The following is a 17,554-nucleotide window of genomic DNA, read 5'->3' as shown; positions in this document are numbered from 1 at the left end:
TTATATTTCCCTATCCAACTTATCCATTTCTCAGGCTAATAGAAATGGAATAATAAATAGAGTTACGCGTACATTTTACTAATTGTACCCCAATTGCGAAACGGAATTGGGGTACAATTAGTAAAATGTACCTGGAAGATTCCCTTACCTTTATTTTTCGCCGGGAAATACATTTAATCTAGTACTTAAAGGTGAGACTACTTCCTTATTTATGCATTTACTTATGAAAAATTTACATTTTATCTAATTCAATAGCAGTATTTTGCTTTTTTTTCTGCCGGTTATGGTTAGTTGTTCCATTTTTGGCGGCGGGGTATATAATGACCCTCGGGTATCGGCTCAGGCCGAAATAGTTGATTTACGGGAAGTAGAGCTAAAAGAAGCGAAACAAAGAGAAAAAGCGGCCAAACAACGATTAAAAGCCGCTAAACATGAATTAAGTGCTTTAAAGTCGCAGGCTAAACGAGGCTATTAACGGTTATGAATAAGCTACATGCGGGTTTAAAATGTAAATACAAAATTTTACCATTTTGTAAATGATCCTTAGTTAGTTGGTAACTGCGAACAGATACTGAAAAATTAAAGCAAGCGGCCTTTATTTTTTACCGGGATATTTCTTAAAATTTAAGTAAACTAATCCCATATTTGCCCTACTCATTTACATTGCCGGTTATTTTATGAAGCATCTTCTTACCGCTGTTTTTTTGCTGTATTCCATCCTGGCTTCTGGTCAGCAATTTTTACAAACCTCGCCGGCAGCGCAGCGGTGGGTAGATAGTACCTTTCGTAAATTATCTAAAAACGAAAAAATTGCGCAGTTAATGGTAATCCGCCTTTCCGAAAGAAAAGGCAACGAAGCCGTATTTTACGATAAAGAAGTCAGCAAATTTGTTCAGAAATATAACATCGGGTCGGTGTGTCTTTTCCAGGGGAAAGCTACCCAGCACGCCGCTATTTTAAATAACCTGCAGGCAAAGGCAAGAACCCCAATTTTAGTAACCATAGACGGCGAAACCGGCTTGGGTATGCGTTTCTCCGATGTAAAACCATTTCCTTACCAATTAACTTTAGGCGCTATCCCCGATGCCGCTGTTGCTTACCAGTTAGGCAATGCCATCGGGGAACAATGCCGGCGAATGGGTATTCAGGTAGATTATGCGCCGGTGGTAGACATTAATAATAATCCAAATAATCCGGTAATAAATTTCCGGTCTTTGGGCGAAGATAAATACAAGGTAAGTTTATTGGCTACTCAAATCATGAAAGGCATGCAGGATAAAGGAGTGATGGCCACCGCCAAACATTTTCCCGGGCACGGCGATGTGGCCGTAGATTCGCACCTGGACCTGCCGGTAATTAATAAAACTTTGCCGCAACTGGAAGACCTGGAATTATATCCTTTCCGGCAGTTAATTAAGGAAGGCGTAGGCAGTGTAATGGTGGCGCACTTGTATATTCCGGCTATTGATACCATCCGCAACCAGGCTACTTCTCTTTCCCGCAAAAATGTAAATGGCTTGCTACGGGGCCAACTCGGCTTTAACGGCCTTACTTTTACCGATGCTTTGGAAATGAAAGGAGTAACTAAATTTTATCCGCAGGGCGAAGCAGCGGTACAATCCATTATTGCCGGCAACGACATGCTCTGCTTACCCGGTGATGTGGAGAACAGTATTAAAGCCATTCGTCACGCCCGGCGCGAACATAAACTTACCTGGAGCGAAATAGATGAAAAGGTTAAAAAAGTATTGCTGGTGAAATACAACCTGGGTTTAAGCCAAAAGCCATCTATCGACACTACCCGCCTAGTTGCCGATTTGAACGCCAAGGTTAACCCCTTAAAAAAAGAAATCTACCAGCAAGCCATTACTTTGGTCCGGCAAATTGATTCAACGGTATTGCCCATAGCTAAAGGTAAAAAAGTTGCTTACGTGGGGATTGGCATTACCAGGCCGAACCGGTTTGCCGAACAATTGCAAGAGTCGTACGGCGCCGCGTGCTATTACTTTGGTTATAAGGCGGATACCACGCAGGCTAAAACAATATTAAATACCTTGCAGGCCGAAAAATACGATGTTGTTATTCTGGGTTTACATCAATATCAAAGATACCCCGCTAAAAATTTCGGTATTAGTCCGGCTGCCTTCAGCCTGCTGCAGCAAATTCAGCAAAAACCCAATACCATTAGCTTGGCTTTTGGTAATCCGTACGCTCTTAAAAACTTTACGGAAGCCCGCAACCTAATAGCCGCCTACGAAGATGACAGCATTATGCACGAAGTAGCGGTAAATGTTTTGCATGGAAACATCATCTCGCAGGGGAAACTACCGGTAACGATAACTCCTGAATTGGTTTATGGCAGCGGCATTAATAAAAATTACGCGCTGCCAGTTGTAGCGCCTGCGTTGGTGGGTTTAGATAGTGTTAAATTAAAGCAAATAGATTCTATTGCTACCGATGCAATTGCGCAAGGGGCAACCCCGGGCTGCGTGGTATTAGTAGCTAAAAACGGAAAAATTGCTTTCCAGAAAGCTTATGGCACCCTGGAATACGATGGTAAAGAACCGGTAACCCTGGAAACTGTTTATGACATGGCTTCGGTAACTAAAATTTCGGCGACTACCGTCTCCGTTATGAAGTTATTTGAAGAAGGCCGTTTAGATTTACAAAAAACTTTAGGCGATTATTTACCGGAAGTACGCAACACCGATAAAGCGCCGCTTACCATTAAAAATATTTTGCTGCACCAGGCGGGTCTGGTTCCCTTTATTACTTTTTACAAAGAAACCATGGACGAGGCTACCGGTAAGCCTAAACCCGGCATTTACAGTACCATCTCCAGCCCCATGTACCCGGTACGGGTAGGTGAAAATATGTATTTACGCCGCGACTGGGCCGATACTATTTCTAAAAGAATTATTCAGAGCAAGCTTGGGCCAGCCAATACCTACGTTTACAGCGATAACGATTTTATTTACCTGGGCAAAGTGGTGGCGCAAATAACGGGTCAGCCCTTAGATGAATACGTGCGAAAAACGTTTTATCTGCCTTTAGGTATGAGGAGCACTACTTTTAAACCGCGAGAGCACTTGCCGTTAAATTTGATTGCGCCCACCGAACAGGAACCTTTCTTCCGGAACCAATTAGTCCGGGGCGATGTGCACGACCCGGGCGCGGCTTTATTGGGAGGAGTTGCCGGCCACGCCGGATTATTCAGCAATATTTACGACTTAGCCAAGTTGTATCAATTATTGCTGAACGGCGGCGAACTAAACGGAATTCGCTTATTCAAGAAAGAAACCATTGATTATTTTACCGGCTACCACAGTGATATCAGCCGCCGGGGATTAGGCTTCGATAAACCCGAAAAAGACAATGCCACCCGCAAAAATCCTTACCCTGCTTTAAGTGCTTCGCCGGCAACTTTTGGCCATACCGGCTTTACCGGTATTGGCGTTTGGGCCGACCCAACCAATGACCTGCTATTCCTATTTTTTTCTAACCGGGTTAATCCGAAGGTCAACAATAAATTATTAGAAATGAATGTGAGGGGTAAAATTCAGGAAGTCGTCTACCAGTCGATTATCAAACCAACTCCTAAAACTTTAACGAAGAATAAAGTATTGGCTACCAGCCAGTCAAAAACCTCTAAAATAAAAAAACCAAGAACCCGGAGTTAATCCAGACAATTTAGTTCTGCAAAATTAACTCTTCTTATTACTCAAATAGTGAGCAATGGAAAAACAAGAAACCTGACAGCAGAATGAATAAAATTTATAATTACATAGAAGTTGGTTGATTCGCATTTTTTTAACTCAAAATACAGGATGGTAAAATATTTATTTAGGATAGAAAGAAATTAATGAACGTAAGAGGTTATTAATATGTCGTAAGTATATAATTTAAAAAAATAAGATGACTAACGGAGTAGTAAAATTCTTTAATGACCAAAAAGGATTCGGTTTTATTAAAGAAACAAATTCAGATCAGGATTACTTTGTCCACGTATCGGGCTTATTGCAAGATATTCGAGAAAATGACCAAGTAACTTTTGACCTGCAAGAAGGAAAAAAAGGACTAAACGCCGTGAATGTGAAACTCGTTTAGTTGATTCATATAGCTTGTTCTCGAGAAGCCTTACGCTTGGTAAGGCTTTTTTATTTTCCGGGCATTAAAAAATGCCATGTACCTTCGCTAACCTAAATTTATTAACATGAACCGAAAATATTTAGTTGATACTACTACCCGTGAGTATTTATGTGTTGCTCTAAAAAAAGGCTTGAATTGGGTAGATAATAACCAAAAACATCTCCCGACTTTTATCAACTCCCGGCCCAATAAAGATCATGCTAATTTCGAGTTGCTTTCCGGCGAATTTAAAGACAATTCCTTTTTTGAGAAATGGATCCGCAACGGTACCAATTTCTTATTACGCTAATGCGCTCGATTCTAATAAAATTAAATTCTAAAGTAATTTTTATATGCCTGCCGAATTATGTAAAAGTCCTATGCAACTTAAATACGAGTTGGATAAAATAAATAAGGAACTGATTACGCTAACCGATAACTATAAAAAGAAAAAAGAAGAGTATTTAGGCCAAATGGTAAATTTTAGGGCCGAATTAAAAGAAATAGATGCGGTAATGGCTGCCACCGAAGTAAGCTATACTTCCTACTGTGCTTTAACGAACGCTATTCGCCTTTCAAATTTACCTAAATTAAGTGAACCGGGCAGTTTACAACCGGACTTCCCTCCTTTTTTCGCGGCTATTCTAAATCAATTAATCGCTATTACCCGTACAGCAGAAGAAGCGGAAGCGATTCGAATTACCCAGCTCAGGCAGGAACACCAAGACCGTTCCGTTCACATCCAGCAGAAAACTAAGGATATTTACGGCTTAATGAATAAAGAAAATAAGAATGTTGAAACATATACTACGCTTTTACAAGCCAAAATTTTGGAATTAAAAGACCAGTTAGATCAACTTCAAACCAAAGATGTAGGTCTTGGTATAGGACTATAAGGTTCTTTCCCGGTTTTAGGGAATAAAGGAAAATGTAATCCGTTCGTATTCGTCGGATTATTTTTAACTGTTGCGGCGGCCTGATTAGCCTGTATTTTATGCCAGCCAAGATGCCTTAAATAAATATTTACGGTTTAAATATTTAAAATTTAGTTACTACTACCAGTAAGTTCGACCGCACTAGTTGCTTTACCGTAAGTAGAATTTAAGAATTATTTTCCATCGAAAATCAAATCTGTATTTCAAAAAAAGTATTATGTCTGAAACCCAAGCAGTTTTATCCTTAGAAGATGTAAAGAAAGAAATTTTAGAATTTTGCTTACAAGCCCAAAGTCGGACAGAAATTCTGGATTATATTCAGGTGGCCTCTACTACGGCTAATTACAGTAAGTTTATTCGCGAGTTACTGGTACACCGTTTTATTAGAACCAATTTAATAGAAAAACGAAGTTCCCGTTACGAAAAATACGTAATTACCCAAAAAGGCTTAAACTATTTAAAAGCCATTGCTATTTAAATAGCCGGCTAGTAAAAAAGATTTTACCTGAATAAAGCTTTTTTATTTTCCTCGCAGGCGTAGTTTTGCGAGGGAGACATCCGTCGTATTGCTCCTAATATCCGGAATAATGGTAAGTTCTCTTGCGCTCACCTTGTTCAGGTTTTCTTTCTTATAAAGCCTATTTCTGAAAGTAGGTTTCACTTTTAAAAAAGGTAGAATTAGGTTCTACCCGTTTAGCCCTTACAAAGAATTACAACGTAAGTGGTAGCCTATAAACTCCGGCATTTTTATCGTAATTTTTCTTTTTAATTAATTTCCTCCGGAAAGCCATTTTACAAAACCAAGCTTTTGCTTTAATTTGGCTCTATGAACAGTATCTCTTCTCGTTTTAGTTACACTTTATTGGTTTTTAGTTGTTGTTTTTTCACCAGCCAAGGGTATGCGCAGCCACCAATTACGACACCCACCATACAAGATTCTATCCAAGCCGATTCTATTAACCGTGTACCGAAACCTAAAGCCGCCATTTTAGATAGTTTAAGTTATCGCTTTATTGGCGATGGTAATTTTTCGCGGGGTAACGTGAACCGCAGTTTATTGGTGCTTCGGGCGGAGATTATTCTTCTGGGGCCAGCCATAAATATTTCTACTAATCCGCGGTTTACGTACGGCAAACAAAACCGGATTTTAGCGGAACGCGACACGTACGTGGATTTATTTATCGATGTGTTTAAAAAACGAAAAGTATACGTGTTTGGCCTAGGTACGATTGAAAGAAGCAATTTGCGGGGAATAGACTGGCGTAAATTGGCCGGAGCGGGAGTTGGTTTCCGGTTATTCCAAAACGATCGCCATACTGTTTCTCTCACCGATGCTGTTATTTACGAATCCACCAATTTTGAGGAACGCCCCACCACTACCATCGTCCGAAATTCAACCCGTTTAAAAGGCAAACATTCTTTTTTGAACGATAGAATGCGACTGACGCACATTACTTTTTACCAACCAGCCATAAACAAGCTTTCGAATGTACGCTGGAATACTTTAATTTCTTTAGAATTGCCCATAAACCGCTGGGTAAGCATGCGAGGCAGTTTCGAAAATTCGTACGAAAGTGTGGTGGAAGCGACCCGTAAACGGAATGACACCCGGTTTACTTTTGGGATTTCGGTGGGGAATAGGCAGTAAAGATATCTTATAAATATCTAGATTATTACCTAACGGTTTCCGCTTATGGGGTAAGCTCGGGCAAAAATTTCTGGCCGGCGGGGGACACAATGCCGGAAGCGAAGAGTTTTACGTTTAACCGGTAAATTTCTAAGCGTTTAAATTGTTCCGGTTGAAAAGTGTCGGAATAAAAAATACCTTCTATCTGACTTATATACAGTTGCGTTAAAACTTCCGGATCTAGTTCCCGACGATATAGTCCGGTTTTAATTCCGCGATTAAAATTAGCTCTAAATCGTTGAATAATAGTTCCTTCTTTATAACTCTGCCACAGGTTGTGGGCGCTTGGGTAGTATTTCCGAAGATCGTTAAAGAAAGAAGCGTGTATGGCGATAAACTTTTGAATAAGATTATGTAAGGTATTACAAAATTCTTCCACTGCGTTTTCCCCTGTTTCCACCTCTGCATCCAGAGGCCAGCATAAGCAGGTTTTCAGCATTTCTTCCATCAAATGATCCTTGTTTTCGAACCATTTGTATAAGGTTTTTTTAGAAATACCTAAGTCTTGCGCAATATCGTCCATAGAGGTGCTTTTAATCCCACGGAAAACAAAAAGCTCTAAGGTCCGGGTCAAAATTCTTTCTCTCAATGCCTGCTTAAAATTTAAATTCTTGTTTTCTCTTACTCAAAAATCTATCAAAAGATTACGCCTACTAAACCGTACTTTAAAACAGCACGGCTAAGTAGGCGTTAACCTTAATTATGTTAAATTAAGCGTGAATTAACTTTTCTTCCATTAGAGCGGTTTCTTGTTCCAGCTCTTCCTGGGTTTTATCTTCCAACTCAATCTTCGTGGTTTTATCTAAACCAAACTTCGCTAAAATCCGGTCGAAGATGTAGTAAATAATCGGTACCACAATCAGGGTTAAGAACATCGAACTGCTCAAGCCACCAATCAAGGCCCAAGCTAAACCGTTTTTAGAAGCCGCTACGGCTCCACCGGCTAAGGCAATCGGTAACATACCAATCACCATCGCCAGGGTAGTCATCAGAATCGGCCGGAAACGAATCCGCACGGCTTCTAATAAGGCAAGCTTCACCGGTGTTCCTTCCGCTTTCAGCTTATTCGTAAAGTCCACCACCATAATCGCGTTCTTCGCTACCAGACCAATCATCATAATAATACCCAAAATAGAGAAGATACTCAGGGTTTCTGAAGCCAAGGCCAAGGCCAGTAAAGCTCCGATAATCGCTAACGGAATAGAGAACAATACCACAAACGGATACACGTAACTGTCGTACAAGCCCACCATAATCAAATACATGAAGATAATGGAAGCCAATAAAGCAACTCCTAAAGTACCAAAACCTTCGGATTGATTTTTCAGGTTACCTTCGTAAGCAATACTTACGCCTTTCGGCATAGGAAGAGCCGCCAATTTTTGCTGAATTTCCGCCCCCACCGAACCAGACGGGCGACCCACTACCTGCGAGTTAACGTTAACGGAAGTTACTCGGTTGGTACGTTCCAGTTTGGATGGGCCAGAAGATTGCTTAATAGCGGCAAACTGACCTAAACGAATGGTTTGTCCGGCGTTATTTACGAAAGCCAGATTAGCAATATCCGTAACGTTGCGGCGGTCGAACTCATCCAGACGAATGTTGATGTCGTAGTTGTTGGTACCTTCGCGGTATTCGGCATCGGTGTTACCGCTAAATGCTACTTGCATACCGGCGCCTACGCTTTCCAGGGTTAATCCCAGACTCGCCATTTTATCCCGGTCTACCACTACTTCAATTTCCGGATTACCCCCTTCCACCGAAGTCTCCACGTCGGATGTACCAGGCACTTTTACTACCTCGGTCATGACGCGTTGCGAGAAATTCAATAATGTATCCAGGTTCGGACCAGATAATACAATTTGGATGGGAGCCTGGGAGCTACCCACTAAACCTACCGGAACCGGCGTTACTTTTACTCCCGGAATGAAGCTTTCCACCTCGGCTTTTACCACCCGGCTAAATTTCTCGGTGCTGAAGTTACGTTTTTCTACGGGCACTAATGCCACGAACACTTCCGATTCGTAAGGGGTGCTTTGGCCTTGCTGCGACGAAGAAGTAGCTCCTACGGTCGTAAACACCCGGGTAATTTCCGGATACTTTTGCAGGTAATTTTCTACTTTAGAGGTGGCCGCATTGGTTTGTTCGACGGTGGCATTCTTCGGTAATTCTAACTGAAAATTAACTTCACCCCGGTCACCGGCACCAATAAATTCGCTACCGATAAATCCACCCGGAATAAGCATTACGGAACCTATAAAGGCTATTACGGTTAAAGCTAACACCACTATTTTGTGGTTAAAAGCCCACTTCAGGGTACTGGTAAACACCTCGATAACCCGGTCCAGGAAACGCTCAAAAGCCAGAATAAACCGACCAAACAAGTTTTTGTTAGATACGTGCTCTAATTTAGAGAACCGGCTGGCTAACAACGGAATTAAAGTAAAGGCGACGAACAAACTGATTAAAGTAGCTACGGCCACTACCACCGCAAACTGCCGCAGAATGTCGGACACCAAACCAGAAGAAAGAGCCAGCGGCACAAATACCACCACAATTACCAGAGTAATAGAAGTTACCGTAGCGCTAATTTCCCGAATACCATCGTACGCCGCCTGGGCTGGTTTTTTACCCATTTCCATGTGCCGGTAAATATTCTCAATAACCACAATGGCGTCATCCACCAGAATACCTACTACCAGCGAAATCGCCATTAAGGACATTAAATTAAGCGAGAAGCCGAACAGGTATATCGCAATAAAAGTAGCCACCAAAGAAGCCGGAATAGAAATCATTACAATAATCGCGTTCCGTAAGCTATGCAGGAACAGCAACATGACCACGGCCACCAGAATAACCGCCAGAAACAAGTCGTGCATTACCGAATCGGCCGCTTCCAAGGTAAACTGCGAGCTATCGTTGGCAATGTTAAATTTAAGACCAACGTTGGCGTAGGTTTTCTCTAATTGGATTAAAGTAGCCCGTGTTTGCTCACTTACCTCCACAGCATTAGCATCCGATTGTTTCTGAATGGTAATACCCACGGATGGTTTGGAATTAATCCGGTTCAATACGTCCACATCTTTTTGCGAATCCTGTACTTCGGCTAAGTCGCTTAAGCGCACCATGCCGCGGTTATCCTGCCGAATCACTAAATTCTGCAGTTGGCTTAAAGAGGAGAATTTACCAGCCAAACGAATCTGGGTTTGGCCGTTGGCATCTTTAATTTCACCAGTGGGGAAGTCCAGGTTAGAGCTACGTACCGTTTGCATTACTTGCAGCGGAGAAATGCCGTAGGCTTCCAGTTTATTGGCATCCAGGTTGATTTTAATTTCGCGTTCCTGACCACCTAAAACTTTAATTTGCGCCACCCCTTGGGCTCGGGATAATTGCGGCTTGATTTGGTTTTGGATCAAGTCGAAGAATTCGGTAGCCGGCATATTGGCCGTAGCGCCCATCTTAATAATCGGTAAATCATCGAAGTCGAACTTACCTAAAGCTGGAGCATCGGCATCTTCGGGTAAACGGGCCAAAATAGCATTTACTTTCCGTTGCGCATCCTGCAAACTTAAGTCTACGTTGGTACCTTGTTTTAAATTAATAACAATAATCGAGAAGCTTTCCTGCGAGGTACTTTTAATATTGTCTACGTTCTCCAGGGAAGAAATCGCATCTTCAATTTCCTTGGTTACCGAGTTTTCTACTTCGGATGGAGAAGCGCCTGGATAAAGGGTGGTAATGGTAAGTACCGGCGGACTGAACTTAGGCAACAACTCGTAATTCAACGATTTGTAAGCCCCAATCCCCAGCAAGGTTAACACGGTGAAAACCACTACCACAATGGTCGACCGCTGGATAGATAATTTCGTTATATTCATTTTGTTTTATTTCTTACGTTTTCGGGCAATTCCCCAATTAAAGAACACTCACTTTTAATCCTTCGCGCAGGTTAATCTGGCCGCTTTGTACTACCTTCTCCCCTGCTTTCAGGCCTTGCGCAATTTCTACCTGGTCCTGCGTAACGGTACCGGTTTTCACTTTGCGCAAGTGGGCAACATTATTTTCTACCACGTAAACCGCCGGGTCCTGAAGGCTGCCCACAATGGCTTCACGCGGAATTAATAAAGCGTTGCGGGTATCCGCAATTTCGAAAGCGGCCGTGCCGTACATACCAGCCCGTAAGCTATTGGCATTGGTATTTTTCACTTCAATTTCCACGTCGTACTTCAACGAATTATCGGCTTGAGCCGCAATGGCCGTCACTACCCCCGGGAAAGTTTGGCCCGCATTTACATCGGCTTTTACCTGTACTTTCGCGCCTTTCTGAATTAATAATACCTGGGATTCGTCTACTTTCACGTTCAGTTTTAAGCGGTCTACATTCACGATGTCGTACAGCTTGGTTCCCGTATTCAAATAAGAACCTACTTCAATGTACATTTCGTTAATTTCCCCGGAAATAGGAGCCTTAATGCGGGTTTTGGCCACTCTTTGCCGGGCGTTAATTAGCTGCGCTTGGGTAGTTTGCACCTGTAAACGCGCATCTTCTAATTGACGTTTGGTAATAGCTTCGCCGGAGGCTAAGTTTTCGAAACGGCCTAAGTCTCTTTTGGCTTTCACGTAATTGGCTTCAATAGTTGCTAAATCCGCTTTGGCCGTATTGGCTTCTACCTGCACCAATAATTCCCCCTGACGTACCCGGTCGCCTTTGCGCTTTAGTACCTGCTGAATTTGCCCGGTAGTTTCGGATAGTAAAGAAAGAGTTTGTACCGGCCGGAAATTACCCTGAGCGGTAAAAGATTTATCTATTTTCCCAACTTTCGGTTCGGTTACCTGCACCGAAATGGCTTCACTTTTAATTTCGGCTACCGCTGCTTCGCTAGCCATTTCTTTTTTATTCTTGATTAATTTAAACGCTACCGCTCCTACGAGTACCAGCGCCACCAGAATATAAATCAGTTTTTTCATTTTATTTTGTAATTCTATTTTAATAAAGTTTTTAATTCGCCTTTGGCTTGTAAATAAGTTAATTGGGCCAGTTGATATTTCAACCGTTCGTTGTTTAGGTTGGTCTGCGCTTCCCGCAGGTTTACTTCAGTATCCAGTACGTCGGTAAGCGGCGCCAAGCCTTCTTTATATAAATCGTTGGTATTGCGGTACACTTCCTGCGCCAAATTCACGTTTCGCTCCTGCGCCTGAATAGAAGACAAGCTGGTTTGGATCTGAGTCCGGGCATTTTCCAGGGCCATTTGCGTGTTGCGGGTTAACTGGCTGATATCCTGCTCCACTTTATCCACTTCAATTTGCGCCTGGCGAATCTGATTTTTCCGCTGAAAGCCGTCGAAGATCGGCACGTTTAATTGTACCCCAATGGATACCGCTTTAAACCAAGGTTGGCTGCCATCGAAAAAGTTAAATTGGTTACGCTGCGCATTATAGCTGTAGTTACCCACCGCGGATAAGGACGGTGTATAACCCGAGCTAATATTTCTCACGTTTAATTTATACAAGTCTTTTTGCGTGTTCAGCAATTTAAAATTTACTTTCTCAGCCAGAATAGCACGGGCATCATCTTGGGCTGTTAAAGGAATATCTAACACCACTGCCGCGTCATCCACTTCTATATTCTGATCCATCGGCATACCCATAAAAAACTTTAGAGCATTCAGTTGCTGATCGTAAGCGGCATTTAAGGTTTGTCGACTATTTTCCAGGTTGGTTTTGTTAACGGTTACCCGGTTTAACTGCACTTTGGTAGCTACATCGTTCTGGTACTGGAGCTTTAATATTTTTTCCAGTTGTTCCAGGCGTTTAAAGTTGGCATTGATGGTGGCAAACTGTTCTTTGGTTTGCAGCAATTGCAAATACGCTGAGCTCACATTGTAAATCACCTCTTCTTCGCTCATTTGCGTGCGCAAAGAGTACAAATCCTGAGTGGTATGAGCTGCTTCCAGGCCAATGAAGAAAGATTTGCGAAATAATAACTGCTGCAATTGAATACCACCGCTGGTATTATACTTGGTACCAAATTGCACCGGAATAAGGGTACCCGGCTGACCGGCTAACTCGCCGGGTAATAATTGGGTAGCTAAAGCAGGGTAAGTAGTTACGGTTCCGGTACCGTTTATTTGCGGTAGGCCCGAACCCTTGGTTTCCTTAATCTTATATTCCGCACCTTTTTCATCAAGTTGGGCTTTCTTAATAGTTTCGTTATTCGCAAGGGCGAACTTTAAAGCTGCCGGTAACGAAAGCTTCGAACCGGCCGCTGGTTGCGGTTGCGAAAATCCCGGCTGAAAGAATACTAGCAACAGGCCGGTTAGGTAAATGAGTTTTTTCACGGTATTTATTAGTTAATTAATTATTAGTTAGTTCTGAAAATTAAGAACTTGTTAAGCAAAAAAATTATTTATTTCGATTCTCCCACTTTTGCAATAAAAGCGGTAATTCTTGGTTCACGAAATCTAAAAAATCAATAAGTTCTTTTAAATTACTGTTAAACTCCAGCGTATCGGGCGGACGAACTTCTAAAACTTGCCGCAAAATTTCGTTAAATTTGGTCATGCCTTCGATTCTTTTAGCAAAACCATCGCGCCAGTTCGATACTTTTAAGCGAAAATAACGCTTGCGATCGCCTAAGTACGTGATGTATTCAATGTGGTCCGCTTGCAAAAGTAAATTCAAGGCATTGCTCGTGGCGCTTTTAGCAATTTGCAGGCAATCCGTAATTTCATCAAAAGTGAGTTCCGGTTTATCGGCTACGTAAAGTAAGCCCATTATGCGGGCGGCCGCTGGTTGCATGCCGGCCATTTCGTGCGAGATACCTACTTTTTCCACCATCACCTTCTGTTTTTCACTTAATACCATGCTTACTATTGGTTAAATACATCTACTTAACGCTACAAAGGTAGAAAATAGTTCTGTTAGTTCAAAATTTTATGAACTAAATATTTTTAATATTTGAGTGGCTGCTATTCCTAATAATGTTTAGTGGATTAAAAAAGTATTCCTCAGGCTTCATTTATAAATCTCTCTTTACTGAGAGCCTGCGAACAAAAGATTTTACGAGTTTACCAACCAATCATCTTCCGAGTATCTAAACGGTAATACCTTACTCATACCTTAATTAAATGACGCTGAATAGAAGTATTTTTCAGCTTGACGCATTTTTACAATATCCGGCCAGCTCACGCAAGTAGTTTTACGCATCACTTAAAAAATTACTTTATGGAACAATTACCAACCCAAACTCGCAAGATGGAAATGAAAAATGCCTGCGTTTATTTCATGTCTTCCTACTTAAATAAAGAAATATCCCAGAGGTTGAGCTTTCGCGACCCCGAAGGTAAAATGTATTTCGCTCCTTAGGAGAAAATGGTCGCGGTAAAATCGAAGAATTCGGAAAAAATCTTTGAAGTTTGTAACTTAATTGCTTCTCCCAATTTCAACAATACTATTGAGGCTTTTGTCTCGGAGGAGGATTCTGTTCGTTGCTCAGTGTTTATCAACGTACTCCGGCCAAAGATTTTGCGGGTACTTCCAATAAGGGCAAGCGGTTTAATTGCGCTCCTAGCTTTATTTTTCACTTGAACGATAAAAGTAAAGTTGACCAGATTAAAATAAACTGGAACCACGTAGATTTTATAAAGCAGCTAAACGCTTATTTTTAAAGTGTTCTAGTAGTGAGAAAACACCAACGCCAAGCGCGAAGATTTTTTACCATCCGAGAAATACTATTCCCCTGTGGTTCCAAAATAACCTTACCTGTGGAACTCTCTCATCTGTCCTGCCAGCCGAATCAGTTCAATCTTTTACTCATCTTTATTTCCTAAATCATGAAAAAATTAACTCTTATTGCCTTCAGTTTCGTGTTGTTTTTTACCCCCAAACTCTTCGCCCAATGGCAATTAGGCGGCAATGATCTCAACTCCTCCCAAAGAATCGGTTCGAATACTAATTATTCTTTACTTTTTGAGACGAACAACTCAGAACGCGGAAGAATAACCAACGGTGGATTGTGGGGTATTGGCACTACCTCTCCTAATACCAAATTGCACGTTAATAGCGCCACGGGGCAAGACCCTTTCCGGGTAGCCATAAACGGGGACACGAAATTATGGATAAACCAATATGGAACGGTAGCGATTGGTACTACTTCGCCTTCTTCCTCTTATAAATTATATATCAGTAGTTCTTCCGCTAGTGGAATCTACAGCAATGGTACGGATTATGGCGTAAGAGGTACCTCTCCTAATATAGGAGTTCAGGGATATGGTTCGGTGAAGGGTGTTTTTGGCTACAGTAATACGGCAAACGGCAAAGGAGTGAATGGATACGCGGAACAAAATTACGGCGGTTTCTTTGAATCGTATGATGGTACGGCTTTGTACGCGAAGACCTATAATGGCTTTTACGCCGCTCTTTTTTACGGGAACACGTATAGCTCCGGCACGTATTATGGCAGCGATAAAAATATTAAAAAGAACATCCAGGAGGTGGGCAATGCCATGAGCATTATAAATCGGTTAAAACCTAAATACTATCAATTCCGGGAGGATGCCGAATACGCCTCGCTGCAATTACCCAAAGGAAATCATTATGGTTTACTGGCCCAAGACGTGGAAGAAGTGCTACCCAACCTGGTGAAGGAATCGTCGCACGAAGTAAGTACTACCAAACCCATCATTTTAACAGAACCGGCTGCCGATGGAAAATTTACTCCGGTAGTAGTAGAACCAAAAGAGACTAAAAAAACCATTACTATTAAAGCCGTTAATTACACCGAGCTCATTCCTTTATTGATAAAAGGCCTGCAGGAACAGCAACAAACTATTTCTACTTTGCAAGAGGAAATCATGAAGTTAAAAGCCGCTAGCAATACGGGGTACACTAGTAACCTGAATAATCTCGAGCGGCTGGGAGTTTCTTTGGAGCAAAACAGCCCGAACCCAGCTAATCAAAATACGACTTTCCGTTATACTATTCCCGCGGGATTACAGGCCCAGATTTTAGTGTATAATGCTACATCGGGTAAGCTGGTAAAAACCTTGGCCGCCCCCGGTACGGGTCAGGTACAGATGAGTAGCAATAATTTACCTGCCGGTATTTATATCTATAATCTGGTGGTAGAAGGTAAGTTAATGGCTTCAAAGCAAATGGTAATCTCTGAATAAGACTCAACGGTAGTTACTACCGCTGCTGCTTACCATTTACTATATGATACCCATTTAACTCGGTAAGAAATGCTACGGCTTAGCAATAGCAAGATTAAGTAATGCCGCTCATTTTGCCAGCTACCTTAATTACTTTATTTATTTTGTTCTTTTGCGCTTAAGCCTAAACAAGAGTGAAAATGCCTTCTTAACCCGTTAATAGCCGCTGCCGTTTGTAGCTACTTGTTGACTCCTGCTTAACTCGACCGGCGCTTTCGTTAAGTTCTGGGGCAGCCTGGGCAATCACCCTAATGCGCGACTTAGAAAATTATCGGGCTACCGCGTTGTTCCCGGCAATGGCAACATCGGCATAGGTCCGCATTCATTGGAATGCAACGCTCATAATAACCTAGTCTGGAGTTGGGAAGATCACTCTGCCGCCCAGACCATCACCAACGTTCTCGCCAACGAGTAGGCCGGCTTCTATTTCCCGCATAAACAATGGAGCGGTTGGGCGCTGATATATCCCGACCCTCCCATTGTTTTATCACACGATGAAGAATCATTCAACTAAAGCTACTTATTTCCATTTAAATTGCCAGTACACGTAAGGAATGAATAGCGGCACGTAGGCCGAGGCGTTAATATCTTTAAAGCTCACGTAAAAACCCGTCCACTCGGCCCGGAAATTCTTTAGAAGTTTAAACCTAGACCGGTAAAAAGGAGCGAGCCGGCAGCCGTACATGCCTTCTATTTTCCGGGCCACGTTATCGAGGTAATTAAAAGTACTGCCATACGATCCGTTAGCGTGAAAGCTAATCCAGGTAAACCGATAGTCCAATCCCAGTGAAAAGTCCGGGGTAATGTGGTCTGAGTAGATTTTTTGCACCAGGGTTTCTTTATTTACCAATTGCAAATAATGCGCGTAGGTTAAGCCGGCGGCCGCATGCATATAGAAAGCAGAACTTACTCGCCAGCTGGCATTCAGGTGATGGTACCAGTTGGTTCCCTTACGACGGGTAGCAAAATACGGATTATCGGCTTGGTCAAAACTATGATACAAATGCTGAAACATGGTTTCGTAGGCCAGCGCTGGTTTACTTCCCGCTTGATCGGTTAGTTTAAAACGAAAATTAAAACTGGGCACCGGTAAGTGCGGCTTTTCGAAAACTCCCCCGATTAAAGGTAAAAAATCAATCTCGGCGGTTATTTTATCCGTGATTCCCCACCACGCCCAGGTAGGTAGCGGTAAAGAGCTAGCGGCAAAGTTGAGCGAGAACTCATTTTTTTGCAGCGTATACGCCGTATTTGAATTTGCCGGATGCAAATAAGTATCCGCCCGTAAACCCACAACCGAAATACTATCCTGACCCAAAACCTGCGCGGAAATTTTTAACAGAGTGAGGCAAACCAAGTAACCTTTTTTGGTCATAGTAAGCAGCTTCTTCGTAATTTAAGGACATTGTTTATGTAAACTTGAAAATGCGTAACACCGTAGCAAATAGCAGCGGCTAGTTAATGAGACTACGCAAAACAGAATTTTGGTAAGTAAAGCCATCCGGCAAGGTTAGTAATAATCTATAGATGGCAGGACCTACGTTTGAAAATTTCAGAAATAATTTAAAAAAGCACCCTGGCCCACTCCGGAGGAAAAG

At 42.2% G+C, this 17,554-nt stretch carries 15 protein-coding genes; 9 read left to right on the top strand and 6 right to left on the bottom strand.

Features of this window, described 5'->3' with window-relative positions:
• Positions 1–262: 262 nt before the first annotated feature.
• The 7 genes from AHMF7605_RS01905 (at position 263) to AHMF7605_RS01875 (ending at position 6,711) form a co-directional block, all read left to right on the top strand.
• A complete protein-coding gene (locus tag AHMF7605_RS01905) occupies positions 263–475 on the top strand; it encodes a hypothetical protein (protein WP_106925911.1) in 213 nt (70 codons plus the stop codon).
• A 202-nt stretch (positions 476–677) separates the two neighbouring features.
• A complete protein-coding gene (locus tag AHMF7605_RS01900) occupies positions 678–3,680 on the top strand; it encodes a glycoside hydrolase family 3 N-terminal domain-containing protein (RefSeq protein WP_199200178.1) in 3,003 nt (1,000 codons plus the stop codon).
• Between the two features lie 235 nt (positions 3,681–3,915).
• Positions 3,916–4,107 carry a cold-shock protein gene (locus AHMF7605_RS01895; protein WP_106925907.1) on the top strand — a complete coding sequence of 64 codons (192 nt, stop codon included), beginning with the start codon at positions 3,916–3,918 and terminating at the stop codon, positions 4,105–4,107.
• A 106-nt stretch (positions 4,108–4,213) separates the two neighbouring features.
• Positions 4,214–4,438, top strand: coding sequence for a hypothetical protein (locus AHMF7605_RS01890; RefSeq protein ID WP_106925905.1), 225 nt, complete (start codon positions 4,214–4,216; stop codon positions 4,436–4,438).
• Between the two features lie 43 nt (positions 4,439–4,481).
• Positions 4,482–5,024, top strand: a complete 543-nt coding sequence (locus tag AHMF7605_RS01885; RefSeq protein WP_106925903.1) for a hypothetical protein — start codon at positions 4,482–4,484, stop codon at positions 5,022–5,024.
• A 256-nt stretch (positions 5,025–5,280) separates the two neighbouring features.
• The gene (locus AHMF7605_RS01880) at positions 5,281–5,541 is read left to right on the top strand and encodes a hypothetical protein (RefSeq protein ID WP_106925901.1); all 261 of its coding nucleotides are present in this window, start codon (positions 5,281–5,283) and stop codon (positions 5,539–5,541) included.
• Between the two features lie 348 nt (positions 5,542–5,889).
• The gene (locus tag AHMF7605_RS01875; RefSeq protein WP_106925899.1) at positions 5,890–6,711 is read left to right on the top strand and encodes a DUF481 domain-containing protein; all 822 of its coding nucleotides are present in this window, start codon (positions 5,890–5,892) and stop codon (positions 6,709–6,711) included.
• Between the two features lie 43 nt (positions 6,712–6,754).
• On the opposite strand, the gene AHMF7605_RS01870 is transcribed toward AHMF7605_RS01875, so the two are convergent.
• The 5 genes from AHMF7605_RS01870 to AHMF7605_RS01850 form a co-directional block, all read right to left on the bottom strand.
• Complete coding sequence (locus tag AHMF7605_RS01870) at positions 6,755–7,324, bottom strand: TetR/AcrR family transcriptional regulator (RefSeq protein ID WP_262512377.1); 570 nt, start codon at positions 7,322–7,324, stop codon at positions 6,755–6,757.
• A 136-nt stretch (positions 7,325–7,460) separates the two neighbouring features.
• Positions 7,461–10,628 carry an efflux RND transporter permease subunit gene (locus AHMF7605_RS01865; protein WP_106925895.1) on the bottom strand — a complete coding sequence of 1,056 codons (3,168 nt, stop codon included), beginning with the start codon at positions 10,626–10,628 and terminating at the stop codon, positions 7,461–7,463.
• A 37-nt stretch (positions 10,629–10,665) separates the two neighbouring features.
• Positions 10,666–11,718: an efflux RND transporter periplasmic adaptor subunit gene (locus AHMF7605_RS01860; RefSeq protein WP_106925893.1), complete on the bottom strand. Its 1,053-nt coding sequence runs from the start codon at positions 11,716–11,718 to the stop codon at positions 10,666–10,668.
• Positions 11,719–11,732: 14 nt separating this feature from the next.
• A complete protein-coding gene (locus tag AHMF7605_RS01855; protein WP_233218848.1) occupies positions 11,733–13,088 on the bottom strand; it encodes a TolC family protein in 1,356 nt (451 codons plus the stop codon).
• Between the two features lie 64 nt (positions 13,089–13,152).
• Entirely contained in the window at positions 13,153–13,614 is a 462-nt protein-coding gene (locus AHMF7605_RS01850) for a GbsR/MarR family transcriptional regulator (protein ID WP_106925891.1), read from the bottom strand.
• Between the two features lie 623 nt (positions 13,615–14,237).
• Between AHMF7605_RS01850 and AHMF7605_RS29415 the strand changes: the two genes are divergently transcribed.
• Positions 14,238–14,417, top strand: coding sequence for a hypothetical protein (locus tag AHMF7605_RS29415; protein ID WP_146153490.1), 180 nt, complete (start codon positions 14,238–14,240; stop codon positions 14,415–14,417).
• 165 nt (positions 14,418–14,582) lie between these two features.
• Positions 14,583–15,920: a tail fiber domain-containing protein gene (locus AHMF7605_RS01835; protein WP_106925884.1), complete on the top strand. Its 1,338-nt coding sequence runs from the start codon at positions 14,583–14,585 to the stop codon at positions 15,918–15,920.
• Positions 15,921–16,479: 559 nt separating this feature from the next.
• Here the strand turns inward: AHMF7605_RS01835 and AHMF7605_RS01830 are convergent.
• Entirely contained in the window at positions 16,480–17,331 is an 852-nt protein-coding gene (locus tag AHMF7605_RS01830) for a hypothetical protein (protein WP_106925882.1), read from the bottom strand.
• Between the last annotated feature and the right edge of the window lie 223 nt (positions 17,332–17,554).

Source organism: Adhaeribacter arboris, from assembly GCF_003023845.1.
In the GTDB taxonomy this organism is placed as follows: domain Bacteria; phylum Bacteroidota; class Bacteroidia; order Cytophagales; family Hymenobacteraceae; genus Adhaeribacter; species Adhaeribacter arboris.
This window is presented reverse-complemented; position numbering and strand designations above follow the sequence as displayed.